This is a genomic window from Bradyrhizobium sp. HKCCYLRH3097, assembly GCF_051167875.1.
Taxonomy (GTDB): domain Bacteria; phylum Pseudomonadota; class Alphaproteobacteria; order Rhizobiales; family Xanthobacteraceae; genus Bradyrhizobium.
The window spans coordinates 1-26,416 of sequence record NZ_JBNPTX010000021.1 but is presented as its reverse complement, the minus strand read 5'-3'; the positions used below and the strand labels follow the sequence as shown (position 1 = coordinate 26,416).

At 67.1% G+C, this 26,416-nt stretch carries 27 protein-coding genes and 1 riboswitch; of the genes, 12 read left to right on the top strand and 15 right to left on the bottom strand.

Annotation, left to right across the window (positions count from 1 at the left end; translation table 11 throughout):
- Positions 1 to 7: 7 nt before the first annotated feature.
- The gene (locus tag ACQR0U_RS31890) at positions 8 to 781 is read left to right on the top strand and encodes a cobalt-precorrin-6A reductase (protein ID WP_434844167.1); all 774 of its coding nucleotides are present in this window, start codon (positions 8 to 10) and stop codon (positions 779 to 781) included.
- On the opposite strand, the gene cobJ is transcribed toward ACQR0U_RS31890, so the two are convergent.
- From cobJ to ACQR0U_RS31850, 8 genes are read right to left on the bottom strand one after another with little or no spacing between them, the layout of a single operon-like run.
- Entirely contained in the window at positions 745 to 1,512 is a 768-nt protein-coding gene (cobJ, locus tag ACQR0U_RS31885) for a precorrin-3B C(17)-methyltransferase (protein WP_316166975.1), read from the bottom strand. The genes ACQR0U_RS31890 and cobJ overlap by 37 nt on opposite strands.
- Entirely contained in the window at positions 1,509 to 2,267 is a 759-nt protein-coding gene (locus ACQR0U_RS31880) for a precorrin-2 C(20)-methyltransferase (protein WP_315718438.1), read from the bottom strand. The genes cobJ and ACQR0U_RS31880 overlap by 4 nt, the downstream gene beginning before the upstream one ends.
- Complete coding sequence (locus ACQR0U_RS31875) at positions 2,264 to 2,896, bottom strand: precorrin-8X methylmutase (protein WP_434844168.1); 633 nt, start codon at positions 2,894 to 2,896, stop codon at positions 2,264 to 2,266. The genes ACQR0U_RS31880 and ACQR0U_RS31875 overlap by 4 nt, the downstream gene beginning before the upstream one ends.
- Complete coding sequence (cobG, locus tag ACQR0U_RS31870; protein WP_434844169.1) at positions 2,889 to 4,163, bottom strand: precorrin-3B synthase; 1,275 nt, start codon at positions 4,161 to 4,163, stop codon at positions 2,889 to 2,891. Before cobG ends, ACQR0U_RS31875 begins: the two co-directional genes overlap by 8 nt.
- Entirely contained in the window at positions 4,160 to 7,579 is a 3,420-nt protein-coding gene (cobN, locus tag ACQR0U_RS31865) for a cobaltochelatase subunit CobN (protein WP_434844170.1), read from the bottom strand. Before cobN ends, cobG begins: the two co-directional genes overlap by 4 nt.
- 9 nt (positions 7,580 to 7,588) lie before the next feature.
- A complete protein-coding gene (gene cobW / locus ACQR0U_RS31860; RefSeq protein WP_315718434.1) occupies positions 7,589 to 8,626 on the bottom strand; it encodes a cobalamin biosynthesis protein CobW in 1,038 nt (345 codons plus the stop codon).
- Between the two features lie 20 nt (positions 8,627 to 8,646).
- Positions 8,647 to 9,042 (bottom strand): DUF1636 domain-containing protein, encoded by a 396-nt coding sequence (locus ACQR0U_RS31855; protein ID WP_315718433.1) that lies wholly within the window; start codon positions 9,040 to 9,042, stop codon positions 8,647 to 8,649.
- A 3-nt stretch (positions 9,043 to 9,045) separates the two neighbouring features.
- Positions 9,046 to 9,678 (bottom strand): HupE/UreJ family protein, encoded by a 633-nt coding sequence (locus ACQR0U_RS31850; protein WP_315718432.1) that lies wholly within the window; start codon positions 9,676 to 9,678, stop codon positions 9,046 to 9,048.
- 119 nt (positions 9,679 to 9,797) lie between these two features.
- Positions 9,798 to 9,990: riboswitch (cobalamin riboswitch) on the bottom strand.
- Between the two features lie 34 nt (positions 9,991 to 10,024).
- Here ACQR0U_RS31850 and cobU point away from each other — a divergent pair.
- The 3 genes from cobU to ACQR0U_RS31835 are packed head-to-tail and all read left to right on the top strand — an operon-like array spanning position 10,025 to position 12,684.
- Positions 10,025 to 10,561 carry a bifunctional adenosylcobinamide kinase/adenosylcobinamide-phosphate guanylyltransferase gene (gene cobU, locus ACQR0U_RS31845; protein ID WP_434844171.1) on the top strand — a complete coding sequence of 179 codons (537 nt, stop codon included), beginning with the start codon at positions 10,025 to 10,027 and terminating at the stop codon, positions 10,559 to 10,561.
- Between the two features lie 16 nt (positions 10,562 to 10,577).
- Positions 10,578 to 11,186: a cob(I)yrinic acid a,c-diamide adenosyltransferase gene (gene cobO / locus ACQR0U_RS31840; RefSeq protein WP_434844172.1), complete on the top strand. Its 609-nt coding sequence runs from the start codon at positions 10,578 to 10,580 to the stop codon at positions 11,184 to 11,186.
- Positions 11,187 to 11,190: 4 nt separating this feature from the next.
- Complete coding sequence (locus ACQR0U_RS31835) at positions 11,191 to 12,684, top strand: cobyric acid synthase (protein ID WP_434844173.1); 1,494 nt, start codon at positions 11,191 to 11,193, stop codon at positions 12,682 to 12,684.
- On the opposite strand, the gene cbiB is transcribed toward ACQR0U_RS31835, so the two are convergent.
- Entirely contained in the window at positions 12,671 to 13,642 is a 972-nt protein-coding gene (gene cbiB / locus ACQR0U_RS31830; RefSeq protein WP_434844174.1) for an adenosylcobinamide-phosphate synthase CbiB, read from the bottom strand. The genes ACQR0U_RS31835 and cbiB overlap by 14 nt on opposite strands.
- 37 nt (positions 13,643 to 13,679) lie before the next feature.
- Between cbiB and cobD the strand changes: the two genes are divergently transcribed.
- Positions 13,680 to 14,735 (top strand): threonine-phosphate decarboxylase CobD, encoded by a 1,056-nt coding sequence (cobD, locus tag ACQR0U_RS31825; RefSeq protein ID WP_434844175.1) that lies wholly within the window; start codon positions 13,680 to 13,682, stop codon positions 14,733 to 14,735.
- Here cobD and ACQR0U_RS31820 read toward each other — a convergent pair.
- Genes ACQR0U_RS31820 through cobT form a run of 3 tightly spaced genes read right to left on the bottom strand, consistent with a single transcriptional unit; the run spans position 14,732 to position 17,096 of the window.
- The gene (locus ACQR0U_RS31820; protein ID WP_316171915.1) at positions 14,732 to 15,451 is read right to left on the bottom strand and encodes an adenosylcobinamide-GDP ribazoletransferase; all 720 of its coding nucleotides are present in this window, start codon (positions 15,449 to 15,451) and stop codon (positions 14,732 to 14,734) included. The two genes, cobD and ACQR0U_RS31820, sit on opposite strands and share 4 nt — an antisense overlap.
- The gene (locus tag ACQR0U_RS31815) at positions 15,448 to 16,041 is read right to left on the bottom strand and encodes a histidine phosphatase family protein (RefSeq protein ID WP_434844176.1); all 594 of its coding nucleotides are present in this window, start codon (positions 16,039 to 16,041) and stop codon (positions 15,448 to 15,450) included. Before ACQR0U_RS31815 ends, ACQR0U_RS31820 begins: the two co-directional genes overlap by 4 nt.
- Positions 16,041 to 17,096, bottom strand: a complete 1,056-nt coding sequence (gene cobT, locus ACQR0U_RS31810) for a nicotinate-nucleotide--dimethylbenzimidazole phosphoribosyltransferase (RefSeq protein ID WP_316188181.1) — start codon at positions 17,094 to 17,096, stop codon at positions 16,041 to 16,043. Before cobT ends, ACQR0U_RS31815 begins: the two co-directional genes overlap by 1 nt.
- 142 nt (positions 17,097 to 17,238) lie before the next feature.
- On the opposite strand from cobT, the gene ACQR0U_RS31805 reads away from it, so the two are divergent.
- The gene (locus tag ACQR0U_RS31805) at positions 17,239 to 19,596 is read left to right on the top strand and encodes an Orn/Lys/Arg decarboxylase N-terminal domain-containing protein (protein ID WP_434844177.1); all 2,358 of its coding nucleotides are present in this window, start codon (positions 17,239 to 17,241) and stop codon (positions 19,594 to 19,596) included.
- A gap of 8 nt (positions 19,597 to 19,604) precedes the next feature.
- Positions 19,605 to 20,177, top strand: a complete 573-nt coding sequence (locus tag ACQR0U_RS31800; protein WP_434872392.1) for a GNAT family N-acetyltransferase — start codon at positions 19,605 to 19,607, stop codon at positions 20,175 to 20,177.
- A 9-nt stretch (positions 20,178 to 20,186) separates the two neighbouring features.
- Here ACQR0U_RS31800 and ACQR0U_RS31795 read toward each other — a convergent pair whose 3' ends face one another.
- Positions 20,187 to 20,399, bottom strand: a complete 213-nt coding sequence (locus tag ACQR0U_RS31795) for a hypothetical protein (RefSeq protein ID WP_316201049.1) — start codon at positions 20,397 to 20,399, stop codon at positions 20,187 to 20,189.
- 431 nt (positions 20,400 to 20,830) lie between these two features.
- A complete protein-coding gene (locus ACQR0U_RS31790; RefSeq protein WP_434844179.1) occupies positions 20,831 to 21,880 on the bottom strand; it encodes a hydroxyacid dehydrogenase in 1,050 nt (349 codons plus the stop codon).
- A 151-nt stretch (positions 21,881 to 22,031) separates the two neighbouring features.
- Between ACQR0U_RS31790 and ACQR0U_RS31785 the strand changes: the two genes are divergently transcribed.
- From ACQR0U_RS31785 to ACQR0U_RS31775, 3 genes are all read left to right on the top strand, one after another.
- The gene (locus ACQR0U_RS31785; protein WP_315754547.1) at positions 22,032 to 22,583 is read left to right on the top strand and encodes a thiamine pyrophosphate-binding protein; all 552 of its coding nucleotides are present in this window, start codon (positions 22,032 to 22,034) and stop codon (positions 22,581 to 22,583) included.
- Positions 22,580 to 23,179, top strand: a complete 600-nt coding sequence (locus tag ACQR0U_RS31780; RefSeq protein WP_315754549.1) for a thiamine pyrophosphate-dependent enzyme — start codon at positions 22,580 to 22,582, stop codon at positions 23,177 to 23,179. Before ACQR0U_RS31785 ends, ACQR0U_RS31780 begins: the two co-directional genes overlap by 4 nt.
- Positions 23,180 to 23,309: 130 nt before the next feature.
- Positions 23,310 to 23,663, top strand: a complete 354-nt coding sequence (locus ACQR0U_RS31775; RefSeq protein WP_315718418.1) for a VanZ family protein — start codon at positions 23,310 to 23,312, stop codon at positions 23,661 to 23,663.
- Positions 23,664 to 23,715: 52 nt separating this feature from the next.
- On the opposite strand, the gene ACQR0U_RS31770 is transcribed toward ACQR0U_RS31775, so the two are convergent.
- Positions 23,716 to 24,105, bottom strand: coding sequence for a DUF1236 domain-containing protein (locus ACQR0U_RS31770; RefSeq protein WP_315718467.1), 390 nt, complete (start codon positions 24,103 to 24,105; stop codon positions 23,716 to 23,718).
- Between the two features lie 949 nt (positions 24,106 to 25,054).
- Between ACQR0U_RS31770 and ACQR0U_RS31765 the strand changes: the two genes are divergently transcribed.
- Together ACQR0U_RS31765 and ACQR0U_RS31760 are read left to right on the top strand one after the other, a co-directional pair.
- On the top strand, positions 25,055 to 25,561 hold the full coding sequence (locus ACQR0U_RS31765) for a hypothetical protein (protein ID WP_316173084.1): 507 nt from the start codon (positions 25,055 to 25,057) through the stop codon (positions 25,559 to 25,561).
- Positions 25,562 to 25,910: 349 nt separating this feature from the next.
- Positions 25,911 to 26,330, top strand: a complete 420-nt coding sequence (locus ACQR0U_RS31760; RefSeq protein WP_315754553.1) for a hypothetical protein — start codon at positions 25,911 to 25,913, stop codon at positions 26,328 to 26,330.
- Positions 26,331 to 26,416: the final 86 nt, after the last annotated feature.

Here is a 26,416-nt window from a genome sequence, read left to right as displayed (position 1 = left end):
GCCCCGCATGCGCATCCTCATTCTCGGCGGGACGACCGAGGCTTCGGAGCTGGCGAAGCTGCTCGCCGGCGACGACCGGTTCGCAGCGACGCTTTCGCTCGCCGGCCGCACCGCTTCGCCCAGACCGCAGCCGCTGCCGACGCGCATCGGCGGCTTCGGCGGCATCGCCGGACTGGAAGCCTGGCTGCGCGATCATGCAATTGACGCCGTCGTCGATGCCACGCATCCCTACGCCGACCAGATCTCGCGACATGCGGTTGCAGCCTGCCATGCGCTGTCGGTGCCGCTGGCGTCGATCCGGCGCGCGGCATGGCAACGTCAGGCCGGCGACCGCTGGATCGAGGTCAGCAGTGCCGACGACGCGGCTTCCGCGCTCGGAGCAGATCCGGCGCGTGTGTTCCTCAGCCTTGGTCGCCTGGAGCTCGCAGCCTTCGCAGCAGCCCCGCAGCATCACTACGTCGCGCGAACCATCGATCCGCCTCGCGACGTCGCGTTGCCGCCCGACATTCGCTTCGTCCACGATCGCGGGCCGTTCGACGAGGCGACAGAGGAAGCCTTTCTGATCCAGGAGCGCATCGCTTTCGTGGTGTCGAAGAACTCCGGAGGCGCCGCGACCTATCCGAAGATCGCAGCCGCGCGGCGGCTCGCGATTCCCGTGGTGATGATCGCCCGACCCGACAAGCCGCAGGGCGTCGCGCTGGACGGCGCGCGAGCCGCGTTGCAGTGGCTGGAAGCACGACTGGCTCATGCGCCGCCCTCGACCTCGCGGCGCAGCGTATAGACGTAGGGCGCCTTTCCCTCGCGCGCGATCAGGCGCGTGGCGGTCGATCCGATCAGCACGAGCGTTCGCATGTCCGCCTTGCCGGGATCGACCTCGCCCAAGGTGGTGACGATCCGTCGGACATCACCACTGCCCGCGGCCCGCACGATGACGACGACGGTCGAAGCCGGCTTGATCCGCCGCAGCAGCGCGAACGCCTCGCCCAGCTGATGAGGTCGCGCCTTGGACAGCGGATTATACAGCGCGATGACGAAGTCGGCGGCGGCCGCCGCCTCGAGGCGGCGGCGGATGGTCGTCCAGCTCTTGAGATTGTCGGACAGCGAGATCGCGCAGAAGTCGCCACCGAGCGGCGCCCCGACCTCGGCCGCCGCCGCCAGCATCGCGGTGACACCAGGCTCGACGCGAATGTCGAGGTCACGCCACGCCGCCGGTCCCGCCTCGACCGCTTCGAACACCGCCGCGGCCATCGCGAACACGCCGGGATCACCGCCGGACACCACCGCGACCTGCTTGCCGTCGCTTGCGAGCGCGAGTGCGTGGCGGGCGCGGTCGAGCTCGACGCGATTGTCGCTGGCGTGCCGGATTTGACCCGGACTCGTCGTGGTCACCCTGTCGAGATACGGTCCATAGCCGATCAGATCGGTCGCGCCTGCGATGGCGGCCGCGGCGGCCGGCGTGATCAGTTCGGCCCGCCCCGGGCCGACGCCCACGATCGTCAGCGTACCCGTCATAGCCGACGCCCTTGTCCGGGGATCAGGATCATCGAGAAATAGGGGCCGCGGTCCAGTTCCACCTCGGCCAGCGGCGCGACACGCTGCGCCTCCATCGTGCCGCGCTCGACATAGAGCGCGCGATCGAGCAATCCGGCGCTGATGATCGCGCGCTTCACTTTAGCAAGGTTGCGCCCGACCTTCATGATGACGGCGGCCTCGCAACGCGTCAGCCGGTCATGCAGGACGTCCTCGCCCAGCGTGCCCGGCAGCACGGACAGGACATCGTCGCCCCAGGTGATGGGAACATTGGCCTTGGTCCAGCAGCCGGACATGCCGGTGACGCCCGGGACGACCTCGACCGGATGATCGCGCTCGAGCCGCCGCCACATATGCATGAACGAGCCGTAGAAGAACGGGTCGCCTTCGGACAGCAGACCGACCGATCGCCCCGCCGCAAGATGCGCGGTGATGCTCTCCGACGCGCGCCGGTAGAAATCGGCGATCTGGGACTGATAGGACAAGTCGGCGACGGGCAATTCCTCCGTGACCGGATATTCGAGCCGCAGCTCGTGGCGGCCGGATTCCATCAACGGCGCCACGATCCGTCGCGCGTTGCCTTCCATGCCGCGCTTGGCAAAGAACGCCACCACATCGACGGACCGAACCAGACCAGCGGCGCGCAAGGTCAGATAGCGAACGTCGCCCGGACCGACGCCGATGCCGTACAGCGTACCCGGATCGGCCGAGCCCGCGATGGTGTCGAGCAGGCTCATTCGACGTCGCTCGCGATCGCATTCACCGCCGCAACCGCCATGGCGCTGCCGCCCTTGCGGCCCTTGACGATCAGATACGGTACCCGACCATCGGCCGCGAGCGCCTCCTTGGACTCGCGGGCTCCCACGAACCCCACAGCCGTTCCGATCACCGCCGCCGGTCGCGGCGCGCCCTGATCGAGCATGTCGAGCAGATGAAACAATGACGTCGGCGCATTGCCGATCGCCACCAGGGCGCCGCCGAGGTGCGGCCGCCACAGCTCCAGCGCTGCTGCGGATCGGGTCGTGCCGAGCTCCGCGGCGAGCGCCGGCACCTCGTGCGCATCGAGCGTGCAGATGATCTCGTTCCTCGCCGGCAACCGCGCCCGCGTGATCCCCTGCGCCACCATCTTGGCATCGCACAGGATCGGCGCGCCACGATCGAGCGCCTCCCGCGCCGCGGCGGCGAAATGTTCGGACATCGCGATGTCGGAGGTGATCTCGACCATGCCGCAGGCATGGATGATACGCACGGCGATCTTCTCTTCCAGTCCGCGGAAGCGCGACAGATCGGCCTCGGCGCGGATGGTCGCGAACGAGCGGCGATAGATCTCCGCGCCGTCCTTGATGTAGTCGCGCAGCTCAGACATCGGCCTTTTCTTTCGTTTCGAACAGCCCGTCGACGTCGATCTCGGTGGGATCGAGCATGCCGCAGGGCTCGCTCTTCACCGTGCCGTTGCGGACGACGTGATAACCTTCGCCCTCGCCGACCAGCACGACGTCCGCGGCTGCCGAGCGTGCGCAGCCCTTGGCGCAGCCGGAGACGTGCAGCGTGCCGTTGAATCCGGTCCGGGCCATCGCATCCGCGAGCAGGCCGGCATGCTGTCGCGTCGCCAGTCCGGTCGATGGACAGCAGCCGACGCCGGAGCAGGCGTCGATGCGCATCAGTGGATCGGCATCGTCGACGACCAGGCCGAGCCGGGCGGCATCCGCCGCCAGTTGCTCCGCGGTCACGGCACCCGCGGCGACATAAAGCGCGCGCCATGGTGACAAGCGGACCTCGGCGACATCATGTGCCGCAAGCATGGCCGCGAGCCGCGCCAGCGTGCCGCTATCAATGCGGCCGAACGGCACGCCGAGACCGACGGCGCAGGTTTGATCCGTCAGAGCGATGACGCCGCAACGTCGCTGCGAAATGGTTGCTGACGCCGTCGCGATGGCGTTTGAAACATCGAGGCCCAGTTCAGCGCGGATGGCAGCGCTCGCTTGCGGCTGCAACGTCGCGGAACGTCGCGTCGGGCTGTGTTGCAGCACCAGCCGCGCGAGGTGAACGGCCGTCGACGCCGCGTCGGTCACGGCTGCCGTTCCCAGCCACACATCGTCGTTCGAACCGGCAATGCCGACGGCGATCCGCCTTGCCTCAGTACCACCACAGGCGACGAGACGAACATCCGCGGCGAGCCCGGTCAGCGGCAGCCTGCCGCCGCCGTCCAGCGCAAAGCCGAACTTGGGCGGCAGCGCATGGAGCGCCTGATCCGAGGCCAGCAGCGTCTCCAGCTCGGCGGCGACGGGGCGCATGTCGACCCATTCGACCGGGTCGAGTCCCGCCAGCGGGTTGACGACGATGTTGCGGATGGCCTCGAGCTCGGCGCTGTCATCGAGCAGGCCGAGCGATGCCATCAGCTCCCACAGCGGCGCGAGCGTCTCGGACGATACGCCACGAATTTGCAGATTGGCGCGGCGCGTGAGGTCGATCTGGCCGTTGCCGTAGCGCCGAGCGGCCTCGGCAAGCTCACGCAGCGCCGACACCGGCAACGCGCCACCATGCGGCCGGACACGAACGATGAGGCCGTCGCCGCTCGGCATCGGCCTCCGCGCGCCCGGGCACCAGCCCTTGATCTCGACCGGGGCGGTCATGACGCGCTCTCCGCTTGCGTCAGGCGCGCGCGGGCATGCGCAAGCTCATCGGCGACGGCATTCCGGCGTGGCACCCACAGCTGCCGTCGCAGCGCGTCTTCGAATCGCGCCACGATCGCGGCGACGGCCGCGGGATTGCGTGCGGTCATGCCGTCCAGCACGGCCTCGTCGCGCAGCAGCGCACCATGCGCCAGATCGAACAGGTGCTCGGCAACGGTGTCGGAGGTGGCCGCAAAGGCGTAGAGCGCGTCGACGCCCTGCGCGATCTCGGCGACGCCGCGGTAGCCATGCGCGAGCATTCCCGCGATCCAGCGCGGATTGGTGAGACGGCCGCGCACCACGCGGGCAATCTCCTCGCTGAAGCTCCGCGCCGCCGGCGCCTCCGGACGGCTGGTGTCGAGATGAAGCAGTACGGGCGACGCGCCGAGCGACGCTGCAGCGGCTGCGAAGCCTCCGGCGAAATCGGCCACCTCCTCGCCATCGAGGAGGTCGCGCTCACGATCGTCCTGCGGATGCACGAGGGCATCGGCGCTGCGGACACGGGCGCGGAACGTGTCGGAGGCCGACACGCCGTCATGCGCTCCGCCGAAACTGTAAGCGGTGCTCTCAAGATACGCTTCGCCGAGCTGCGACCGGCTCGTCCAGTCCATCCCGAGCGCGAGGTCGGCGGCAACGGCGCCGTAGCTGCCGGGCGCGCCGCCGAACACGCGCGCCAGGCTCTCGCCGCGCCGCCGTGCCGCGGCCAGCGGATTGTCGGCATCGTCCTCGTCGAGTGACGCCACCTTCTGCACGGCGAGATCAAACAGCGCGATCTGCGCTTCGAACAGGTCGCGGAACAGCCCCGAGATCCGCAGCGTCGCATCGATGCGCGGGCGGTCGAGCATCGCCAACGGCAGCACGTCGACGCCGGTGACCCGATTGGAGTTGAGGTCCCAGCGCGGCCGCGCGCCGAGATAAGCCAAGGCCTGGGCCAGATCGTCGCCGCCCGTGCGCAGCGATGCGGACGCCCAGAGATCGAGCATGAGCGCGCGCGGGTAGTCGCCATGATCCTGCAAATAGCGCCGGATCACCTCATCAGCCGCGCGTACGCCGACCACGGCCGCGGTCCGGGTCGGGATCGCGCGCGGATCGATCGCGGTCAGATTGCGGCCCGTGGGCAGCACGTCGAGACGGCCGCGGCTCGGCGCGCCGGCGGGACCGGCAGCGACGCGGCGACCGTCGAGTGCCGCGAGCAACGCGCTTCGCTCGGCCGCAGCGCTCGCGGCGATCCGTGCGGCGATGTCGGCGCGATCGACCGTCACCGCCTGCCCCATCGCCGCCGTGATCGCATCGGCCAGCAGGGCGGTCGCCGCCGTGTCCGGCGCCTCCCCAAACACATGCAGGCGGTCGCGCACCGCGAGCTCCTTGATGTCGCAGAGCTGCGCATCGAGCTGCGCGATCGCCTCGCGTCCGGTCATGGCACGGTCGAGCCCGCAATCGGCGGCCAGGCCGCCCTGCCAGGCCCGCGCGACGATCTCCTCCTCGAGCAGTTTCAGGCGGCGTTTGTCGAGGCCATCCGCCTCAGCATATTCCTCGACCAGCCCCTCCAGCTCCAGCAGGGATCCGTGCAGACCGGCCTGCGACAGCGGCGGCGTCAGATGCCCGAGCGTCAGTGCCGACAACCGCCGCTTGGCCTGCATCGCTTCGCCGGGATTGTTGACGATGAAGGGGTAGATCACCGGCAGCGGGCCCAGCACGGCCTCCGGCCAGCAGGCATTTGACAGCGCCAGCGCCTTGCCCGGCAGCCATTCCAGCGTGCCATGCGCACCGAGATGGATCAGCGCATCGATCCGCTCGGCCTCTCGCAGATATGCATAGAGCGCGACATAGGCGTGCCGCGGCGGCACGCTGGTGTCGTGATAACCGGACTTGCGATCGGCGCGACTGCCACGATCCGGTTGCAACAAGATCAGGAGTTTTCCCGCACGCAGCACCGGAAAATGGAAGGCGCCATCCCGGAACGCCGGGTCCGCTTCCGCCTCTCCCCAGATGTCATGTAGCGCACGCTGCAGGTCGTCCGGCAACAGCACCAGAGCACACCGATAGGCCGCGAGCGGCACCACGAGCTGATCTGCCTCGTCCCGCAGCAGCGTTTCGATATCGTCCGCGGTCGGCGCCACACGGCCGATATCGTACCCCGCCTCCGCCAACAGCCGCGCAATGGCGGCTGCGCTTGCGCCGGTGTCGAGACCGACGGCGTAGCCGCGGCGGCCGCCGCGCGACGGATAATCGGAGAGCACCAGCGCCACGCGCCGCTCGCTGGCCGGCAGCCCCCGCAATTGCGCCCATCGCGCCGCCAGCTGCGCGACGTAAGCAATGCGGTCCCGTTGAGGCACATAGCGCATCGCGCTGAACTGCAGACGCTCATCCGCCGGCGCCTCGCCCTTGAACGCAATCGGGCGCGCCAACAGCCGGCCGTCGAGCTCCGGCAGCACGACATTCATCGCAAGGTCCGTCGGCGACAGTCCGCGCGCCGAGGAAGCCCAAGCCTCTTCCGTGCTCTGCGCCTGGATGATTTGCAGAACTGGTGCATCGGCCACGTCGAGCACCGTGGTGCCGTCGTCGCGCAGCGCCGAGAACGCGGTGGCGTTCAAAATGATCGCAGGACGCCGGCGCTGGACGAGTCGCGCCAGTGCATCCCCGATATTGGGATCCTTCAGGCTGGTCACCGCGACCGCGACTGCCGCCAGCCCTTTGGCTTCGATCGCCCGCATCAGCTCAGCCATCCCGGCCGTATCGGCAGCGAGCAGGCTCGCACGGTAGAACACGATCAGCGCGCTCGGCCGCGCATCATCATGGCTGCAGAGATCATCGATGCCGACGGCTCCGCGATCGGGCATGAAGCCGACGATCGAACCGATCGCGATCGGTTCGGCAAACTGCGCGTCGCGCCCGAGCAGCGTCGCGAGATAGCGCAGGGCCTCGCGCGCATTGCCGACACCGCCCTCGTGCAGATAACCGTAGAGACGCGAGGTCGCGTCCTGCGGCAAGGTCGAGAGCTCAGCAAGCCTGTCGTCGGCGCGATCGTCACCCGGCAGTGCCGCGAACAGGATGTGGCGGCTGCGGCAGACCGATGCGATGCGCTCCAGCCCGTACCGCCAATAGTCGAGCCCGCCGAGACAGCGCACGACGACGGCGCGCGCGCCCAGCACGACGCGGTCGACATAGAGATCGACCGACATCGGATGCTTCAGCCGTTTCAAGCTGGCGAGGCGCAGGCTCGGCAGCTCATCTGACGACGCGGTCCAGGCTTCGGCCAGCGCCGACAGGTCGGTGTCCGAGAACGACAGCACGACGATCTCGGCCGGCGACTGTGCAAGATCCACGGCCTGTTCGAGGTCGTCGAGATCCGCGCCCGTCGTCGCCAGCAGGTGCATCGGTAACGCCTATCCTGTGATCAGGCTCTGGATGGCAGCGGCATCGAGGCCGCGCTCGCCGATGATCACCAGCCGCCCCTGCCGCGATTCGCCCGAGCGCCACGGGCGCTCGAACTGATGCTGGATGCGGCTACCCACGGCCTGCACCAGGAGGCGCAGCGGCTTGCCGGCGACTTCCACGAACCCTTTCACCCGCAACACATCATGTGCGTCGACGGCGGCCGCGATGCGGTCGACGAGCGCATCGGGCGAAGCCTGCGCCGGAACGTCAAGCACGAAACTCTCGAAATCGTCGTGATCGTGCTCGGCCTCGTTGTCGTGATGCGACGGCCGGGCCGCGAGATCGTCCTCCGCGGCGGCACCGAGCCCGAGCAGCACCGAAGCCGACAGCCTGCCGTGCTCCGTCGCGATCACCTTGACGGCACGCTGCACCTTCGCCGCGATCTCGGCGGCGACGTCCTTGCGCTGCTCCTCGCTCATCAGGTCGCTCTTGTTCATCACGACGAGATCGGCGCACAGCAGCTGGTCCTCGTAGACCTCCTCCAGCGGATTGTCGTGATCGAGCGACGCATCGGTGGCGCGCTGCGCGGCGAGCGCTTCGGGATCGTCGGCGAAGCGTCCCGCGACCACCGCCGGACCATCGACGACCGCAACGACGCCGTCGACGGTGACGCGCGTCGCGATCTCGGGCCAGTTGAAGGCCTGCACCAGCGGCTTCGGCAGCGCCAGCCCCGAGGTCTCGATCACGATATGCTCAGGCGGCTCCTTCTGATCCAGCAGGCTCCTGAGCGCGGGGACGAAATCATCGGCAACGGTGCAGCACAGGCAGCCGTTCGACAGCTCGACGATGCGATCCTCCGGACAATCCGGCACGCCGCAACCCTTCAGGATGTCGCCGTCGATGCCGACATCGCCGAACTCGTTGACGATGATGGCGAGCCGGCGACCGTTCGCGGTCTCGATCAGGTTGCGCACCAGCGTGGTCTTGCCGGCGCCGAGGAAACCGGTGACGATGGTGCAAGGCGTCTTGGCGAACGACTTCGTCATGGCGATACGATCTCTCGTTTTCAGCGTGGCGCTGACAGCGCAGGCACGCGCGCGACGGTGTTCTTGCGAATGTATTCGGGACGCTCGCGCCAGGCCGGCAGGCCGGCGTCATGGCGCTGATGCAGTTGCGCAAATGTCAGCACATCCCGCGCATGCAGATCCGGATCGAGGGCGCCGAGCACATAGGTCCATTTGCCCGGCGCCGTCACCGCAACCGTGCACGCACGATTGCAGTTCGACAGACACTCGACACCGACAACGGTGACACCGGCGCGCTGCGCGGTCGGCAACGTCTCGATCGCGGCGAGCAAACGGGCTCCGGCCCGCGGCTGATCAGGCGGCGTAGGTTCCGTCCCCTGCGAACGGCAGGTGACGCAGACGAACAGCGTCGTCTCACCAGTCTCCGATGCGGTCATCAATCAGCCGATCACGCCAGCCGCGGTCGCCGCGGCGACCCCACCCACCAGCACGATGGCAGCGCCCGCGAGCCGCAGCGCCAGCGGCGCAGCCGTCTTGGCCTTCGCCGACAGCAGCCTGGTGCCGAGGAACGCGCCGGCGGCGATGATGGTCTGGATCACGAGCAGACCGACGAGATAGGCCCCGAGCGGGGTGTTCTCGGCCCCGACGATCGATTCGCCCAGCGCATATCCATGGACGAGGCCGGTCACGGCGAACAGGCCGGCGACGGGCAGCACACCGAAACGGCCACGCATCACCACCACCAGCCCAACCACGACGGTGGTCAGGCCGACCAGCAGCTCGGCAGCCGGGATGTTGGCCTTGGCCACATGAAGGCCGACGCCCGCGATCATCGCGGTGGTGAAGGCGAGCACCGGCGCGAAGCCGCGGCCCAGAAGCGCTGCAACGATGCCCGCGCCCACGATCGCCGCCAGATGGTCGATTCCGATGACAGGATGGCCGAGGCCGGACAGCATCCCCTGCGCAAACGTCTGCGGCAGTTTGCCACCCATCATGTGATGCGCGAAGGCGGGATCGGTGGCGAGCAGCATCAGGCTCGCGGCTGCAAAGGTCGTGGTACGGGTCAACTTCATGGCCGTCTCCGTCGCTTGCCGGCTCCCCAGAGGACCGGACGATGCGCTGCATCCGACGGCACCCCGCCCATCCCGGCGGGATCAGAACCAGCATCGCGACTCCCCGCGCGACGGGTCGGCCAACAGCAATGTCGACGGCAGGTCTCCTGGCTCTCGGGTCACCGCATGAAGCCACCTTCCCGGTTTCCCAGTGGTGTCTTGGCCGCACACTCGCCGATTACAGTTGCGGGGGCAGCCACGGCTTTGGGTCAAGAACCCGCACCGTGTTCCCTAAATCTCTCCTTTCGGAGAACCGTCATCTGTTAGATACGGGTCGCACCAAAGCCCGTCAATCGGAATCGTCCCCATGGTCCCCGCCCCGCCGCATCCCGCCCTGCCGCGCCTGACGCTGGTGCTCGGCGGTGCGCGCTCGGGCAAGAGCCGCCATGCCGAGGCCCTCGTCACCGCCCTTCCCGCGCCTTGGACCTATGTTGCGACCGCGCAGGCCTTCGACGCCGAAATGACCGACCGGATCGCCCAGCACAAGGCGCGCCGCGCCGAGGGATGGCAGACGCTGGAGACGGCGCATGATCTCGCGGGTCTCGTGCGGGCCAGCGGAGAATCGGGCGTACCGATGCTGATCGATTGCCTGACGCTCTGGCTCAGCAACGTGATGCTCGCCGACATGAACGTGGCGGCAAGATCAGCCGAGTTGATCGACGCGCTCAGGAACGCGCATGGCCCGATCGTGGCCGTGTCCAATGAGGTCGGACTGGGCATCGTGCCGGACAACGCGCTCGCACGCGCCTTTCGCGATGCCCAGGGGCGACTGAACCAGGACATCGCGGCCTTAGCGGATCGCGTGATCCTGATGGCGGCGGGACTGCCGCTGACGTTGAAGTGACGAGGAGACAATGCCGATGACCGGAAGCGCCGACGATTCACGCCACAAGGCGAAGATGGAGAACCGCAAGGCGGTGCAGGATGCCGAGGTCGCCTCCAAGACCGTGGAGAAGGGCCTGCTGATCGTTCACACCGGCAAGGGCAAGGGCAAATCGACGGCGGCGTGGGGCCTGATGCTGCGCGCACTCGGCCGCGGCTTTCGCATCGGCGTCGTGCAGTTCGGCAAAGGTGCGTGGGAAACCGGCGAGCGCAAGGCGATCGAGAAGTTCGGCGATCAGGTGTCGTGGCACACGCTCGGGGAAGGCTTTACGTGGGAGACGCAGGATCGTGCGCGCGACGTCGCCGCGGCCGAGCGCGCCTGGGCGAAGGCTAAGGAGCTGATGGCGGATCCGTCGATCCGGCTGCTCGTCCTCGATGAGCTCAACATCGCGCTGCGCTACGATCACCTTGATATCGCAGACGTCGTCGCCACGCTCGCAGCGCGCCGTCCCGATCTGCACGTCGTCGTCACCGGCCGCAACGCCAAGCCGGAGCTGATCGAGGCCGCCGATCTCGTCACCGAGATGAACCTCGTGAAGCATCATTTCGCGGCCGGCGTGAAGGCGCAGGAAGGCATCGAGTACTGAGCTCATGAGCGCGCGGGCCATCATGTTCCAGGGCACCGGCTCCGACGTCGGCAAATCGCTGATCGTCGCCGGGCTCGCGCGCGCGCTGACATTGCGCGGCCTCAAGGTGGCGCCGTTCAAGCCGCAGAACATGTCGAACAACGCCGCCGTCACCGCTGATGGCGGCGAGATCGGCCGTGCCCAGGCGCTGCAGGCGCGCGCGGCGCGGCGGCCGATGACCGTGCACATGAATCCGGTGCTGCTGAAACCGCAGAGCGAGATCGGGTCGCAGGTCGTGGTGCAGGGCCGCGTCATCGGCACCGCCAAGGCGTCGGCCTATCAGGCGATGAAGCCGCAACTGATGGCGGCCGTGCTCGACAGCTTCCATCAGCTCGCGGCGGATGCCGACATCGTGCTGGTCGAAGGCGCAGGCTCCGCCTCCGAGATCAACCTGCGCGGCGGCGACATCGCGAACATGGGTTTCGCGCAGGCGACGCAGATTCCGGTGGTGCTGATCGGCGACATCGATCGAGGCGGCGTGATTGCGAGCGTGGTCGGCACCAAGACGGTGATCGCGCCCGACGATGCCGCACGCGTGGCGGGTTTCCTCGTCAACAAGTTCCGCGGCGACCCCGCCTTGTTTGCATCGGGCATGAACGAGATCGCGCAGCGGACGGGGTGGACGTCGCTCGGGCTCATTCCACATTTTCCGGATGCGCGCCGCCTGCCGGCGGAGGACGCGCTTGGCCTGGCTGAACGCGGATCATCGGGAGGACAGCGGCCGAAGGTCGTCATCCTCGCCTACCCGCGCATCTCCAATTTCGACGAGTTCGATCCGTTGCGGCTGGAAGATGGAATCGATCTGCAGTTTTTGCGGCCTGGCACGCCGATCCCCGGCGACGCATCGATGGTGATCCTGCCGGGCTCGAAGGCGACGATCGCCGATCTCGCCGCCTTGCGTGAAGTCGGCTGGGACATTGATCTCCGCGCGCATCTTCGCCGCGACGGCCGCGTGCTCGGCATCTGCGGCGGCTATCAGATGCTGGGGCGCGTGATCAGCGATCCCGATGGGCACGAGGGTGCAGCTGGTTCCGTCGCGGGACTTGGCCTGCTCGACGTCGAAACGACACTGACCGATGACAAGGCGTTACGCGAGGTCCAGGGCACGCTGACGCACGATAAGCTCTCGTTCCGCGGCTACGAGATGCACATCGGCCGCACGGAGGGACGGGCGACACAGCGCCCCTTCCTCACCTTCTCCGATGGCCGGCGCGATGGCGCCATCGCGCCTGATGGCCTGGTAGCCGGCTGCTACGTGCATGGCCTGTTCGCCGACGACGGCCTGCGCAGCCATTGGCTGCGCGGCCTCGGCGCGACGACCAGCGGCCTCTCCTATGAGATCGATGTGGACACGACGTTGGATGCACTCGCGGCGCATCTCGAGCGCTACGTCGACGTTGACCGTATCCTGGCATTGGCGAGCAAGCCCGCGCCGCCCGTGGCGGCTACAGGATCCTGACCAGGACGAGTCCTGCGACGACCAGGGCTTGAACCAGACAGGCCAGCCGATACAGCCGCAAGGCCTGCCGGATGTCGGACGCGTCGAGATCGGCGCGCCCGTCGCCCATCCAGGCATCGGTGACGAGATGACCGTGATAGACGCGCGGCCCCGCCAGGCGCAGTCCGAGCGCACCGGCCATCGCCGCTTCGGGCCAGCCGGCGTTGGGCGAGCGGTGCTTCCACGCATCGCGTGCAACGGCTCGCACCGCGGCCGAAGCCGAGGCGCTCGGGATGCAGGCCGCGGCGGTTGCGATCCACAGCGCGGACAGGCGCGAGGCCGGCAGGTTGACGAGATCGTCGAGCCGCGCCGCCGCCCAGCCGAACGCGCGGTGACGGTCCGAGAGATGACCGATCATGCTGTCGGCGGTGTTGAGAGCCTTGTAGATCAGGATGCCCGGCAGCCCGCCGACGACGAGCCAGAACACGGGCGCGACCACGCCATCGGAGAAGTTTTCTGCCAGGCTCTCGACCGCGGCCCGCGCGACGCCGGCCTCATCCAGCCGATCGGGATCGCGGCCGACTATCATTGAGACGGCTCTGCGGCCGCCCTCGAGCCCCTCCTGCCCCAGTCCCTCCGCAACCGCGGCGACATGCGTGTCGAGACTGCGCTGGGCCAGCAGGCTGCTTGCCGCCACACCAAGGATGATGGTTGCGACCGGTTCGCCGACGAGCGCCTGCATGACCCATGTTGCGGCGAGACCGGTGGCCATCATCCCCGCGACGAGCAGGCACACGAGCGCCATGCCGCGCACGCGTCGTGCGGCAAAGCCGTCTGCTGCCCTGTTCCAGCGGCGGTCCCCCCATGCTATCAGCGCGCCCACCCACATCACGGGATGACCGATCCGCTGCACCAGGACCTGGGGATAACCGACCGCCGCCTCGACGAGGAGCGCCGTGAGCGCGAGAGAGACGAACATCGATCTCCGCTGAAGGAAAGACATGTAAAGGAAAGAGATGGACGACAGAGCGACTAGCATGCGCGCGGACGAGCCGGAAGCGATCCTTCACGGCGGCGATCTCGCTGCGATCAGCCGTCGCTATCCGGATGCGCCACAGCCGTGGATCGATCTGTCGACCGGCATCAACCCGATCCCCTATCCCGTGCCGGCGATCCCGGCTGAGAGCTGGGCAATGTTGCCCAGCAAGCTCGACGAGCAGGCGCTGTTGTCCGCTGCTGCCGCACGCTACGGCGTGCGGACACCCGCATCGATCGTTGCGGCCGCAGGCACCCAGGCGCTGCTCCAGATCCTGCCGCGTCTGCGCGCTCCAAGTTCGGTTGCCGTGCTGGCGCCCACCTACGAAGAACATGAGCTCTGCTGGCGCAACTGCGGCCACCAGGTGCGTCTGGTCGACAAGGTCGAAGCACTGGCCGAAGCAGACGTCGCCATTGTGGTCAACCCGAACAATCCCACGGGGCGATTGATGCCGCGCGCCACACTCCACTTGCTGGGCGTGTTTCTCGCCCGTCGCAACGGTTTGCTCGTGGTGGACGAAGCCTTTGCTGATTTCTGTCCCGTTGAGGCAAGCCTGATACCGAATTTGCCGCCAGCCACGCTGGTGTTGCGATCGTTCGGAAAGGCTTACGGTCTGGCCGGATTGAGACTCGGTTTTGCCGTCACGTCCCAGGACCTGGCCGATCAACTGCGCCGGGCGTTGGGGCCATGGGCCGTGTCTGGACCTGCGCTCGCGGTTGGCTCGCTTGCTCTCGCTGACGACCGATGGCTGCGGGAGGCACGCGTGCGGCTGGTGTCAGACGGACAACGCCTCGATACGATGCTAACCACGTCCGGCTGCAGGATTCACGGCCCCCCTACGTCCAGGGCTCTTGGAGGAACGCCGCTGTTCAGACTGGTCGAGAGCACGGATGCTGCCGCATTGGCCGACTGGCTCGCCCGCCATGGCATCCATGTCCGGCGTTTTCCGGCTCAAACAAGCTGGCTGCGCTTCGGCCTGCCGGGCCATGAGACAGGCTGGCAGCGGCTGGCGCAGGCGCTCGGCAGCGCGTCCTAGCCGAGAACGCAGGCGGCCAGCAGCAGCGTTTCCGTGACCTCGATGCTGGCGCCGTGGCAATCGCCGGTGATGCCGCCGAGCCGCCATTGCCAATAGAACGCGATTCCCGGAACCAGAGCGATCGCGATCAGCGTCGGCACCGCACCGGCCAGCGCGCCGATCGCGAGCGCGCCGCCCCAGGCGACGATGACGTTCCAGCCGACGCTGTTCGAGATGCTCGCCCCCAGCCCTGGCTTCAACGACAGCAGGGTCTTATTGCAGATCAAAGTCCCCCAGCGTGCCCAGGCCGGGATCAGCACCAGCGCCCAGGCCGTCGGGCCCGTCGCCAGCTCGGCGATCAGCACCAGCTTGGCGGCGATCTGCAAGCTGATCGCGACGACGGCAAAGCTGCCGGCATGGGGATCGCCCAGCACGGCGATGAAGCGTTCCGGCCTGCCATGCGAGGCGCCGAACGCATCGGCGACATCGCCGAGCCCGTCGAGATGCAGCGCGCCGGTGATCCCGATCCAGGCGACCAGCACGGTCAGCGCGACGATCCAGGGATCGGCATCATGAAAAAGGCGGGCGACCAGCGCCAGACAGGCGCCAATCACCAGTCCGGCTGCCGGAAACCAGACCGACGCCCGTGCAAGATCGTCCGGTCGCGACTCAGCGACCCGCGGTGTCGGCAGCCGTGTCAGGAACTGCAATGCGATCCAGAATTCACGCAGACTCATGGCTGGATGATCTCGACGATTTCGCCCCAAGATACACCATCATCGCCCTGCCCGGCTTCGAGCGTGATCCGCGTGCCGGGCCGGATGCGCAGGCTCCACAGCTGGCGCAGCGGCCAGCCGAGCAGATGCGAGAGCGCTGCGCGCATGGCGCCGCCATGCGCCACCACCAGAACCGGCGCAGGCTCGGGCCGGACAAGGATACGATGTGTTGCGCGCGCCACTCGCGCCTGCAAATCGGACCAGCTCTCACCGCCCGGCGCCCGGACCTCAGCATCGGCATGGAAGGTGTCGAGCAAGGCTTCGCCTCCGGGCTCCGCGGCGATGTCGCGATGCGTCCGCCCGTCCCAGAGGCCGAAATCGAGCTCGCTCCAATCCGCGTCGATGTCCAGCGCGCAGCCGGTCAGCCGGGCATAATCCTCCGCTGCCGCACGTGCGCGCGCCAACGGCGAGCTGACGACGCTGCGCCAGATCCGGCTCTGCGTCTGCCGCCGGAATTGATCCCAGCCGAGGTCGCTGAGCGGCGGGTCGGTACGGCCGTCGAGATGGCCGTCCCGTCCTGTCGTCCCGTGCCGCAGCAGATCGATCCGCATCAGGCTTCGCGACCCGATACGGCGGCCTCGGCGAACGTCGCCATGCCGTTGTGGAGTGCGCAGGCGAGCCGGATGATCGGCAGCGCAGTGGCGGCGCCCGAGGCCTCGCCGAGCCGCAGATCGAGGTCGATCAGCGGACGGGCACCGAGCGCGTCGAGCACGATGGCGTGGCCGCGCTCGGCCGAGCGATGCGAGAACAGCAGCCACGGACGGCAGGAGGGATTGAGGCGGACGGCGACCAGCGCCGCGACCGAGACGATGAAGCCGTCGACCAGCACCGGCCAGCGCCGCTGCGCGGCGGCGACGATCGCGCCGGCCATCGCAATGATCTCGAAGCCGCCGACGGCAGCCAGGACGTCCGCGACGGCCGCTCCCGCCGTGAGCCCGTGTCGCCCCAACGCATCGGCAATCACCGCAGCCTTCCTCGCCCGTCCGTCGGCGTCGAGCCCGGTGCCGCTGCCGACGATGTCCGCGGGCGCGCATGACAGCAGCGCAGCGGCGATCGCTGCCGCCGACGTCGTGTTGCCGATCCCCATCTCGCCGAAGATCACGAGCTGCGGCGCGTGATCGGCCTGCCGCGCCACCGCGCGCCGTCCGGCGTCGGCCGCGAACGCAACCTCCTCCGGCGTCAGCGCCGCCCCGGTGCTGAAGTCGCGCGTGCCGCGCCGCGGCTTGTCGACGACGACACCGGGCACCGGCTCATCCGCCAGCGTACCGACATCGACCACCTCGAGCGGACAGCCCAGGCTGCGCACCAGCACCGAGATCGCCGCGCCACCGGCCGCGAAGTTGTGCAGCATCTGCACCGTCACTTCCGGCGGATACGCCGACACGCCCCGCGCCGCGATGCCATGGTCCCCCGCGAACAGCACCACCGGGACCCGATCGGCCCCCGGCCGCTCCAACGCCTGCAGCGCCGCCAGCTCGACCGCCACCTGCTCCAATCGCCCAAGGGCGCCAATCGGCTTGGTCAACTGGGCCTGGCGTTCCAACGCCGCCTGCCGATGGAGCTCGGACGGGGCCACACAATCAAGGCTGATCCATTCGGGAAGCACCACGGATCCTTTCAGCATCACTCGGGTTCGGGACGATTGCCACCGCGAGGCGGCCGAGACAAGCTCCGTGAGGCGCCCTATTGTCATCGAACCGTCATCGAACGTGACGACAGGTGGCTGCCACCCAGCCCGAAAGACTCTCATGGAATACTTCCGCCGCTTCACCTTCCTGTTCGCCGCTCCCGTGTTCGAGACCGACGACCTTGCGGGCGTCCGCTTCAACCAGATCATCGAGGAGATCCAGCGCTCGGGCTTCGAGGTGGTGCGCGCCCGCAAGCTGGAGGACGCCGAGATCGCCGTGCAGACGGATGCCGCGATCGGCTGCATGGTCGTCGATTGGGGCAAGAAGGGCCTGGAAGGCAAGACGGCGTCGCTGATCAACCTGATGCGCCGTCGCGGACTGGACTTCCCGATCATCCTCCTGATCCGCCGCAAGCGGTTCGAGGATCTGCCGGTCGAGGTGCTCGACTTCATCGACGGATACGTCTTCCTGTCGGAGGAGACTCCCGCCTTCATCGCCAAGAACCTGGTCAGCCGGCTGAAGCAATATGCCGAGACACTGAAGACGCCATTCTTCGGCGCGCTGGTCGACTACGCCGAGGAAGGCAACCAGCTCTGGACCTGCCCCGGCCACAATGGCGGCGTGTTCTATAGCCGCAGCCCGATCGGCCGGGTGTTCGTCGAGCATCTCGGCGAGGCCGTGTTCCGCGACGACCTCGACAATTCCGTGCTCGATCTCGGTGACCTGCTCACCCATGAGGGGCCGGCGCTGCGCGCGCAGAAGGAAGCGGCGCAGATCTTTGGCGCCGAGAAGACCTATTTCGTCCTCAACGGTACCTCGACCTCCAACAAGGTCGTGCTCGGGGCCCTGGTCACCGACGGCGACCTCGTGCTGTTCGACCGCAACAACCACAAGGCCGCCCATCACGGCGCGCTGCTGATCTCCGGCGGAGTCCCGATCTACGTCCCAACGGTTCGCAACCCCTGGGGCCTGATCGGCCCGATGCGCTGGGATCTGCTGGAAGAAGAGCATCTGCGGCAGCAGATCCGCGACAACCCGCTGGTCAGGGACCCCGACGCCTGGCGCAAGCCACGCCCATTCCGCGTCGCAGTGGTCGAGCAGTGCACCTATGACGGCACGATCCACAGCGCCGAGATGATCCTGAAGCGGATCGGGCACCTCTGCGACTACATCATGTTCGACGAGGCCTGGGCGGGCTTCATGAAATTCCACCCGCTTTACGCCGGCCGCTTCGCCATGGGCCTGGGCGATCTCGGGCCCGACGCTCCCGGCATCATCGCCACGCAATCGACCCACAAGCAGCTCGCGAGCTTCTCCCAGGCATCGCAGATCCACGTCAAGGACCGCCACATCAAGGGGCAGCGGCGGCGGATCGAGCATCGCCGCTTCAACGAAAGCTTCATGCAGCACGCCTCGACATCGCCGTTCTACCCGCTGTTCGCCTCGCTGGACGTCGGCGCGCAGATGATGAAGGGCCGCTCCGGCGAGGTCCTGTGGGACGACACGATCCGGCTTGGCATCGAGTTGCGCAAGAAGATCCGGGCGATGCGCCGCGAATTCGAGGAGAAGGAGAAGGATCCGGCGCGGCGCTGGTTCTTCGAGCCATTCGTTCCGGATCGCGTATCGATCCCCGATGCGGCCAATCCCGGGGCTAGCCACGACGTGGCCTGGGAGGCGCTCTCGACCGACCAGCTCGCGACCGATGCCGCGCTGTGGCAGCTCGCGCCCGGGGCGGCATGGCACGGCTTTCCGGATCTCGCCGCTGGCTTCACCATGACCGACCCCAACAAGCTGACCCTGCTGACCCCGGGGTTCGATCGCGCCACCGGCGGCTATGCCGAGCACGGCATCCCGGCTCCGATCGTCGCGCAATATCTGCGCGAGAACCGCATCGTGGCGGAGAAGAACGACCTCAACTCGCTGCTCTTCCTGCTGACGCCGGGGGTCGAGGCGAGCAAGGCCGGAACCCTGATCAGCGGCCTGGTCGCGTTCAAGCGGCTCCACGATGACAACGTGCTGCTGGAGGACGCGATTCCGGAGTTCACCCGCAAGCGCTTTGCGCGTTACGGCAAGCTGCGGCTGCGCGACCTCTGCGCCGAGATGCACCGCTTCTACCGCGAGGCCGAGGTGAGCGCGCTGCAGGCGAAGCAGTTCCAGCCGCAGCACTTGCCCGAGATCGCGATGTCGCCGCGCGAGGCGGCGCGTGCGTTGATGCGCAACGAGGTCGACTACCTGCCGATCGACCAGATCGCCGGGCGCATCGCGACGACGCCGTTCGTGGTCTATCCGCCGGGCATCGCCACCATCGTTCCGGGCGAACGGCTGTCCGAACGCGCCCAGCCGATGATCGATTACCTCAAGATGTTCGAGCGGGCGTTCAACGCCTATCCCGGTTTCGACGTCGAGATCCAGGGGCTGTACAAGGAGCTCGACGAGTCCGGCCGGATCCGGCTCCATACCTATGTCTGCGCAGAGTAATTCGAACCATGGACAGCGCGATCACGGCTCGCGAGACCGAGCCGCCGGTCCTCGTCAGGCCGTCACGCGACGAAGATGTCGAGGCCATGCTCTCGATCTACCGGCGGCACGTCCGCCGCGGGGTCGAGGACAGCGCCGCCGGTTCCGGGGCGCCCGAGCCGGACGATCTCAAGCAGCGGCGCAAGAATCTGCGCAATCATCGGCTGCCACATCTGGTCGCGACATTCCGCGGCGAGGTCGTGGGCTATGCCTATGTCGTCCTGTTCAGGAAGCGGCCAGCCTATCGGTTCGCGGTCAAGCATTCGATCTATGTCCACCATGAGCATCTCGGCCGTGGCGTCGGCCGGCTGCTGATGCAGGCGCTGATCGATGCTTCCGCAGCGGCCGGATATCGCCAGATGATCGGCTATATCGACGCCGACAACGTCGCCTCGCTCGGCATTCATGAGCGCTTCGGGTTCGCCAGGGTGGGGCTGCTTCCGGGCGTCGCCCACCGTCACGGCCGCTGGTGCGACACCGTGATGGTGCAGCGCTCGCTGGGCCCCGGGGCCAGCGACGCACCGGCTGGGCTGCGCCGCTGAGCCGCAAGGTCAGGAGGGAAAGTCGGCCGCCTTCACCTCGATGCGGTCGGCATGCAGCGACCAGTCGCGCAGCTCCTGCTGTTGGCAGAACCGGGACTTTGCGATCTCCGCGGCTTCGTCTTCGCTCTCGGCCTCAACCTCCAGCGTGCTCTGGCAAATCTCGCACTGGCGGCCGTTCTCGCCCAGCACGTCCTTCATGAAATGGATGACATAGCGCGACATGCAACCTCCTGTCTCTCACGGAGTGCTCGGAGGTGATGTTACCGCGCTTCCCAGCTCGCTGTTGACCGATATCAAGCGGTCGATGCAAATATTTGACGCAGCTCGTGGAACCGGCGCTCAGGCACCGACCGAAGGCAGGCTCGCCGCGGCGATTGCGACGAACTGCGAGACGGCGCGACGGACGCGGCCGCGGGTCGACTTCAGGATCGCGTTCAGCCTGCGCATCGGACCAACTTCCCTTCCGCGCCGAGCGAAAAACGTGGCCTAAGCTCATGGCGCCACAGGAAAAATGATCAGCCTCCATCGTGCTGTCGAGACAGCTCGGAAAATAGCAATGTCCGCTTCGCGGAAGCCGCCCGGGAGAGAAGATTTGTTGCCACCTCGCGGCTTGCGACGCATGAAATCTTCTCCTCGCAATTCCTCTCTCCCGGCTAGGCGGGTGTCACTCCGAATGCCTCGCGGAAACGGGCGCTGTAGCGCGGCCAGGCCTCGGGGTTGATGAGGCGCGGCGGCCGCCCGCCGTCGAGCGCGGCGAGCAGTTGCTCGGCGGCGATCCGGCCCATGTTCTGCCGCGCCTCGCGAGTCACGCCGGCCGTATGGGGACTCGCCAGCACGTTGTCGAATTGGAGCAGCGGATGGTCCGGCGGCGGCGGCTCCTTGGCCCAGACGTCGAGGCCGGCGCCGGCGATGCGCTTTTCGCTGAGGGCGGTGAACAGCGCCTCCTCGTCATGGATGAAGCCGCGGGCGGTGGTGACGAAATAGGCGCTCGGCTGCATCAGTGCGAACTCGCGGGCACCGATCATGCCCCGGCTCTCCTTGGTGAGCGGGCAGTTGATCGAGACGAAATCAGAGCGCCGCATCAGGTCATCGAGTTCCACCTTCTCCGCGCCGCGTGCCGCGATCTCCTCCGGCGAGAGATACGGGTCATAGGCCAGCACCGTCATGCCGAGGAGGCCGCGGCACAGCTCGGCAACCCGGCGGCCGACATGGCCAAGCCCGACGATACCGATCGTCCGCCCCTGCACCTCGTTGCCGATCAGATCGTTGCGGTTGACGTCGCGCTCCCGGCGCAGCCGGCGGTCGGACTGGATGATGCGCTTCGACAGGGTCAGCATCATGCCGAGCGTGTGCTCGGCCACCGAATGCGCGTTGCCGCCGGACTGGTTCACGACGAGGACGCCGGCCCCGGTGCAGGCGTCGACGTCGACCGGGTCGTATCCGGCCCCGTTGCTCGACACGACGAGGAGGTTTGGGGCGCGGCGCAGCAGGTCTGCATCGACATGGAAGCGCGGCGCGAGTTCGTCGCGGGCCGCCCCGATCTGGTAGGCGTGAGCCGCCGCGAGGATTGGCGCCGTCTCGGCCTCGGAGCTCTCGTTCTCCAGCCGGTCGAGCCGGACGTCGGAGCGTGCGGCGAGCAGCTCGCTGAAGATCGGGTGGGCCAGATATTTGACGTAGAAGACGCGCTTGGAATTCGCGGCCATGAACAGGCGACCTCCTGGTGTCTTGGTTCTTGATGTCGGACTTGAAAGGCGGATGCCTGACCGGCCGGGCCGGCATGTTGACAATCGTCCCGGTGCCGTCAAGCTCAGCGCCAAACAGCGCCCCCCATCAGGGACGACCGGAGGAACAGCAATGGCCGCCGATGCCGATGCGGCGCGATCCGCAAGCACCGTGCCGAATTGGCACGAGATCGTGCTGCAGACCTTCAAGCGCAACGCCGTCGACCTCATCCCCTACGTTCCCGACCGCGTCCTGACGCCGCTGATCCACAGCCTGCACGACGATCCGTTCTTCACGACCTTTGCGACGGCGCGCGAGGAGGAAGCGGTCGGCATTCTCGCGGGCGCCTGGATGGGCGGGCGGCGCGGCGCGCTCCTGATGCAGACATCGGGCTTCGCCACGCTCGCCAACGTGCTGGCCTCGCTGGTCGTGCCCTGCCAGATCCCGCTGATCATGATCGTGTCCGAGCGTGGCACGCTCGGCGAATTCAACTACGGCCAGTCGCTGGTGTGCCGAACCATGCGCCCGGTGCTCGACGCGCTGGCGATGGAGCATCACACCACGACGCGCCTCGACGAGCTCGAATTCATCATGGACCGCTCGATCAAGCAGGCGGTGGCGACACAGGCGCCGGTGGCGCTCATCCTGTCGCCGCTGCTGACCGGCGGAAAGGTGTTCGCATGAGCGCGACCATCAGCAACACCAAGGTCATGAACCGCACCGACCTCACCTGCCGGCTGGTCGCGAAACTCGAGCACGAGGAAGCTGTCATCGGCGGCATCGGCAACACCAATTTCGATCTGTGGGCGGCGGGCCCGCGGCCGCAGAATTTCTACATGCTCGGCAGCATGGGGCTTGCCTGCCCGATCGCGCTCGGCGTCGCCCTGGCGCAGCCGCAGCGCCGGGTGTTCGCGCTCGAGGGCGACGGCTCGCTGCTGATGCAGCTCGGCTGCCTGACCACGATTGCGACGCTGGCGCCGAAAAATTTGGCCATCATCGTCATGGACAACGGCATCTACCAGATCACCGGCAGCCAGCCGACCTCGGCCCGGCAGGCCGACATTGTCGCCATTGCCGCCGGTTGCGGCATTGGCGCCAGCCATTGGGCTGTAGACGAAGAGGATTTCGAACGCTTGATCGATGTTGCGTTCGAGGCGCCCGGTCCAGTGCTGATTGCGGCGAAGATCGACGACAAGCCCGGTGTGGGCGCCACCAGGCGCGATCCGGCACAGATCCGCGAGCGCTTCATGCAGGGTCTGGGAGTCCGGCAGCCGATCTGAGGCGCCGGACGAAAGCTGTTCGCGGTACGATGAGAAGGCCATGTTCCGGCTTCCGAGCCACGTTAACTAAACCGGTGCCTCAAGCGACCGTGACCCCGGTTCGTGGCCCGGAACGTGCTAAGCAGCGTCCATGAAGATCGCGATCCGCCTCTCGGCCTGGCTGCTCGCCGCAGCCGTTGCCTTCGCAACGCTGGGTCCGCCCAGCTATAGGCCCCATTCGCAGCTTGGACAGGACGGCGAACACGCCCTCGCCTTCATCCTGATCGGCCTTGCGTTCGGCCTCGCCTATCGCAGTCATCGGCTGCTGACCACCGGGATTGCGGTGATCCTGATCGGTGCACTCGAACTCGCGCAGTTCCTGGCGCCAGGGCGTCACGCACGGCTGGAAGACTTCGTCGTCGACGCCGCGACCGCCTGCATCGGATTCGGCCTGTCCGCGGCCATCGACTGGCTCATCCGACAGATCCGCACGCAAACCGCATGACAAGAGGCCCCGCCGCTGATGCGACGAGGCCCCTGCCTGTCAGAATGTCCGATCACTCGATGATCTTGATGACGCGGCGGGTGCGCGGATCGACGATCACGCGGCGATCGTTCACGACGGCATAGCGATACTCGGTGTAGCGCGGTACCGGACGCAGTTCGACGGTGGCGGGCAGCGGCTCGCCGACCACGACACGCTCATGGACGACCACCGACGGCGCGCGCTCGGCCTCGATCGAGTTGATGACCGCGTTCGGAATCTCCAGGCCCGCACCGACGGCGGCGCCGACCGTGCCACCAACCATGGCGCCGACCGGACCGGCAACGGCGCCGCCGGCCGCAGCACCATTGGCGGCACCTTCGACGGTCGTGGACTGGGCGAACGCAGCGGTCGACGCCAGCAGCGAGGTGGCGATCAGCGAAACGGCAAGACGGGTTCTCATCATTGTCTCTCCTCCAGTGCTTTCGAGATGCCGTTCAACACCAAGGGATCGCCTGCAGTTCCGGTTCCAAATGGCCGAAACTTCATCATGCCAAGGGAACCATCATGCCAAGGGAACCAAACCTCGAACTCTTCACCATCGTCGGAGATGATGGAGAGATTGCTCAGTTGCTATCCACGTTTCAAACAACCGCGCGCAGGTTCGCACTCTCGCGGCGGATCACGCCCGAGTCCCGCGATCGACGGCCCTCCGATGAATCGAGAGGGCGCAGGGAATGCCGGGTGAAGGCCTCACCCATGGCCCGCCTGCTGAAAGAATGCAGGCGGCAGGTACCACAGGTTCAGCCGATCAACCGGCATTCCCTGCGCGGCAGTCTTAACGCTTCTTTCGCGCTCTCCTCGGGGACCGGCTGATTGACCCCGTCGCCCGCGCGAGGGCATGAGCCCTCGTCGCGCGCTTGACCTCGGCACCGGGAGGCCAGGACCACACGACTTCGCGTCCGTGCTGCGTCGTTCGTCCACATGCGCGTAAGCGCATGCTGCGACACCTCACGGCCACCGCATCCCTGCCCCACGTGTCGTGACGATCGCGCGCTACGCCCCTCTCGGCGAGGCAGGATGCGCACATCATGCACGATTTCTGAAAAATGGAAAGCGATTTCTTGGCTTCGCAGCGATGTGCGCGAGATCAGCTTGATTTCGTGGACGAATTCGATTCGTCCGATGCGGCGTGTCGTAGCCCTGACGGCGCGCGTTTCAACCACGTGCGCACAAAGTGCCCAGACTGATTTGCCCGACGAGCGCGTGCAACCCTTGTCCTTCGGATCGCTTCTGGCCCGTCACGACCTTCCCGGTCGATGGCGGCGATGTCCGCGCTGGAGGCCACATCGGAGCAAATCGTGGAATGGTCGGCAGACAGCTCTTGACCAAAGTGGAACCGGCAGCCGTTATTGCGCAAGGCGATGGAGTTCGATCGATCGGATGATGGACAGATGAAGCTGGTGAGGGTGACGCTGGTCGCAGCGTTCATGCTTGGGAGCATGCAACCGAGTCATGCCGCCGTGCGCATTGTTTTTGATCAGGGCGGGCGGATCGGAAACTACATCGACAGGTTCAAGGTTTTACGCGACTTCGGCGCGTCCGTCATCATCGACGGGATCTGCGCCGGCGCCTGCACGCTCGTGCTGGCGTACATTCCCCACGACAGCATCTGCGTGACCCCAAGAGCCGTATTCGGCTTCAGGGTCGCCGACAATCCTGGGCCCGATGGGAAGGCTATTCCCAACCCTGAAGCCACGCAGATGCTCTATGATCGTTACCCACCCGCGGTCAGGCAATGGATTACGCGGCACGGCGGCATGACCGCGCGCGCGATCTACCTCCGCGGCCGGCAACTCCAAGCGCTGTATCGGCCCTGCACCACCGATGTCGAAGGTGGACGCGGCCAGCCACGGTAGCCAATGCCCACGGATGATGCTGCGCCGGGTCACCATGACGAGGCGATCCCGCAGTGGCCGGGCTCGAGGCCACCCAAGAGTTCTCGGATTCAAATCCCGACTCTGAAGCCGAGCCGCGTCTTGAATTGCTAGAGGACTGTAAACGCGCCGGTGATTTTGACGGCTTTACGCCTCAACGGCAGCTTGCGTTTTGTCGGCGATATTACGGGCTCACCTCGTGAAGCTGCCATGTCTGCTTCGGACCATGTCGGACCTTCCCGTCTGCGGGGCAGGTCCGTTGTTAGGGTCGAATCGGAAGCAAGCGGTCGGGCGCGTGGAGGGCGCGTTTGACCCATTGCCGACATCAATGATGGCTGGCACTATTGTCGTAATGACGAACGACTGGCTTGCAGACATTGTGATTGTGAATGAGAGCCGCGACGAGGCCACGGCTGGCGACGTCTCCGTCTTTCGGAGCGCGGGAGAGGCTCGCAATTGTCTGGAGCATTGGTGGGTCGATCGCAGTGAGGGATTTGCGTTCACCGCCGCCGGACATCGCCTCACACTTGGTGTGGACGAGGAGAGAAGAGTAATTGTCACCCGCCAACAAGACGCGCCGGCCGGCACGGAGCTGGTGCGGGGTTGGCTGCGCGCCCAAGCCGCTGCCGTTTTGGATGTGCGAAGGAGCCGGGCGAGAGAAGGCAAAGCGACGCTTAGCCGTTCCGAGGAACAAGGGCTGCTTCCCACGTCCGTTGAGGGACTAATCGCCTACATCGGATTCAACACGTGACATCCGCTCATGACCCTGGCTGTGTGAAAACGCTGCGCGGCTGTTATGATTCTCCAGTGATTCTTTTGGGGGAATCGATGAGGCGC

What these genes read in the sequence shown, in the direction of transcription:
- ACQR0U_RS31890 (WP_434844167.1), top strand. Translation starts at nt 8, where the DNA reads ATGCGCATCCTCATTCTCGGCGGGACGACCGAGGCTTCGGAGCTGGCG.
- cobJ (WP_316166975.1), bottom strand. Translation starts at nt 1,512, where the DNA reads ATGACGGGTACGCTGACGATCGTGGGCGTCGGCCCGGGGCGGGCCGAA.
- ACQR0U_RS31880 (WP_315718438.1), bottom strand. Translation starts at nt 2,267, where the DNA reads ATGAGCCTGCTCGACACCATCGCGGGCTCGGCCGATCCGGGTACGCTG.
- ACQR0U_RS31875 (WP_434844168.1), bottom strand. Translation starts at nt 2,896, where the DNA reads ATGTCTGAGCTGCGCGACTACATCAAGGACGGCGCGGAGATCTATCGC.
- cobG (WP_434844169.1), bottom strand. Translation starts at nt 4,163, where the DNA reads ATGACCGCCCCGGTCGAGATCAAGGGCTGGTGCCCGGGCGCGCGGAGG.
- cobN (WP_434844170.1), bottom strand. Translation starts at nt 7,579, where the DNA reads ATGCACCTGCTGGCGACGACGGGCGCGGATCTCGACGACCTCGAACAG.
- cobW (WP_315718434.1), bottom strand. Translation starts at nt 8,626, where the DNA reads ATGACGAAGTCGTTCGCCAAGACGCCTTGCACCATCGTCACCGGTTTC.
- ACQR0U_RS31855 (WP_315718433.1), bottom strand. Translation starts at nt 9,042, where the DNA reads ATGACCGCATCGGAGACTGGTGAGACGACGCTGTTCGTCTGCGTCACC.
- ACQR0U_RS31850 (WP_315718432.1), bottom strand. Translation starts at nt 9,678, where the DNA reads ATGAAGTTGACCCGTACCACGACCTTTGCAGCCGCGAGCCTGATGCTG.
- cobU (WP_434844171.1), top strand. Translation starts at nt 10,025, where the DNA reads ATGGTCCCCGCCCCGCCGCATCCCGCCCTGCCGCGCCTGACGCTGGTG.
- cobO (WP_434844172.1), top strand. Translation starts at nt 10,578, where the DNA reads ATGACCGGAAGCGCCGACGATTCACGCCACAAGGCGAAGATGGAGAAC.
- ACQR0U_RS31835 (WP_434844173.1), top strand. Translation starts at nt 11,191, where the DNA reads ATGAGCGCGCGGGCCATCATGTTCCAGGGCACCGGCTCCGACGTCGGC.
- cbiB (WP_434844174.1), bottom strand. Translation starts at nt 13,642, where the DNA reads ATGTTCGTCTCTCTCGCGCTCACGGCGCTCCTCGTCGAGGCGGCGGTC.
- cobD (WP_434844175.1), top strand. Translation starts at nt 13,680, where the DNA reads ATGGACGACAGAGCGACTAGCATGCGCGCGGACGAGCCGGAAGCGATC.
- ACQR0U_RS31820 (WP_316171915.1), bottom strand. Translation starts at nt 15,451, where the DNA reads ATGAGTCTGCGTGAATTCTGGATCGCATTGCAGTTCCTGACACGGCTG.
- ACQR0U_RS31815 (WP_434844176.1), bottom strand. Translation starts at nt 16,041, where the DNA reads ATGCGGATCGATCTGCTGCGGCACGGGACGACAGGACGGGACGGCCAT.
- ACQR0U_RS31805 (WP_434844177.1), top strand. Translation starts at nt 17,239, where the DNA reads ATGGAATACTTCCGCCGCTTCACCTTCCTGTTCGCCGCTCCCGTGTTC.
- ACQR0U_RS31800 (WP_434872392.1), top strand. Translation starts at nt 19,605, where the DNA reads ATGGACAGCGCGATCACGGCTCGCGAGACCGAGCCGCCGGTCCTCGTC.
- ACQR0U_RS31795 (WP_316201049.1), bottom strand. Translation starts at nt 20,399, where the DNA reads ATGTCGCGCTATGTCATCCATTTCATGAAGGACGTGCTGGGCGAGAAC.
- ACQR0U_RS31790 (WP_434844179.1), bottom strand. Translation starts at nt 21,880, where the DNA reads ATGGCCGCGAATTCCAAGCGCGTCTTCTACGTCAAATATCTGGCCCAC.
- ACQR0U_RS31785 (WP_315754547.1), top strand. Translation starts at nt 22,032, where the DNA reads ATGGCCGCCGATGCCGATGCGGCGCGATCCGCAAGCACCGTGCCGAAT.
- ACQR0U_RS31780 (WP_315754549.1), top strand. Translation starts at nt 22,580, where the DNA reads ATGAGCGCGACCATCAGCAACACCAAGGTCATGAACCGCACCGACCTC.
- ACQR0U_RS31775 (WP_315718418.1), top strand. Translation starts at nt 23,310, where the DNA reads ATGAAGATCGCGATCCGCCTCTCGGCCTGGCTGCTCGCCGCAGCCGTT.
- ACQR0U_RS31770 (WP_315718467.1), bottom strand. Translation starts at nt 24,105, where the DNA reads ATGAGAACCCGTCTTGCCGTTTCGCTGATCGCCACCTCGCTGCTGGCG.
- ACQR0U_RS31760 (WP_315754553.1), top strand. Translation starts at nt 25,911, where the DNA reads ATGGCTGGCACTATTGTCGTAATGACGAACGACTGGCTTGCAGACATT.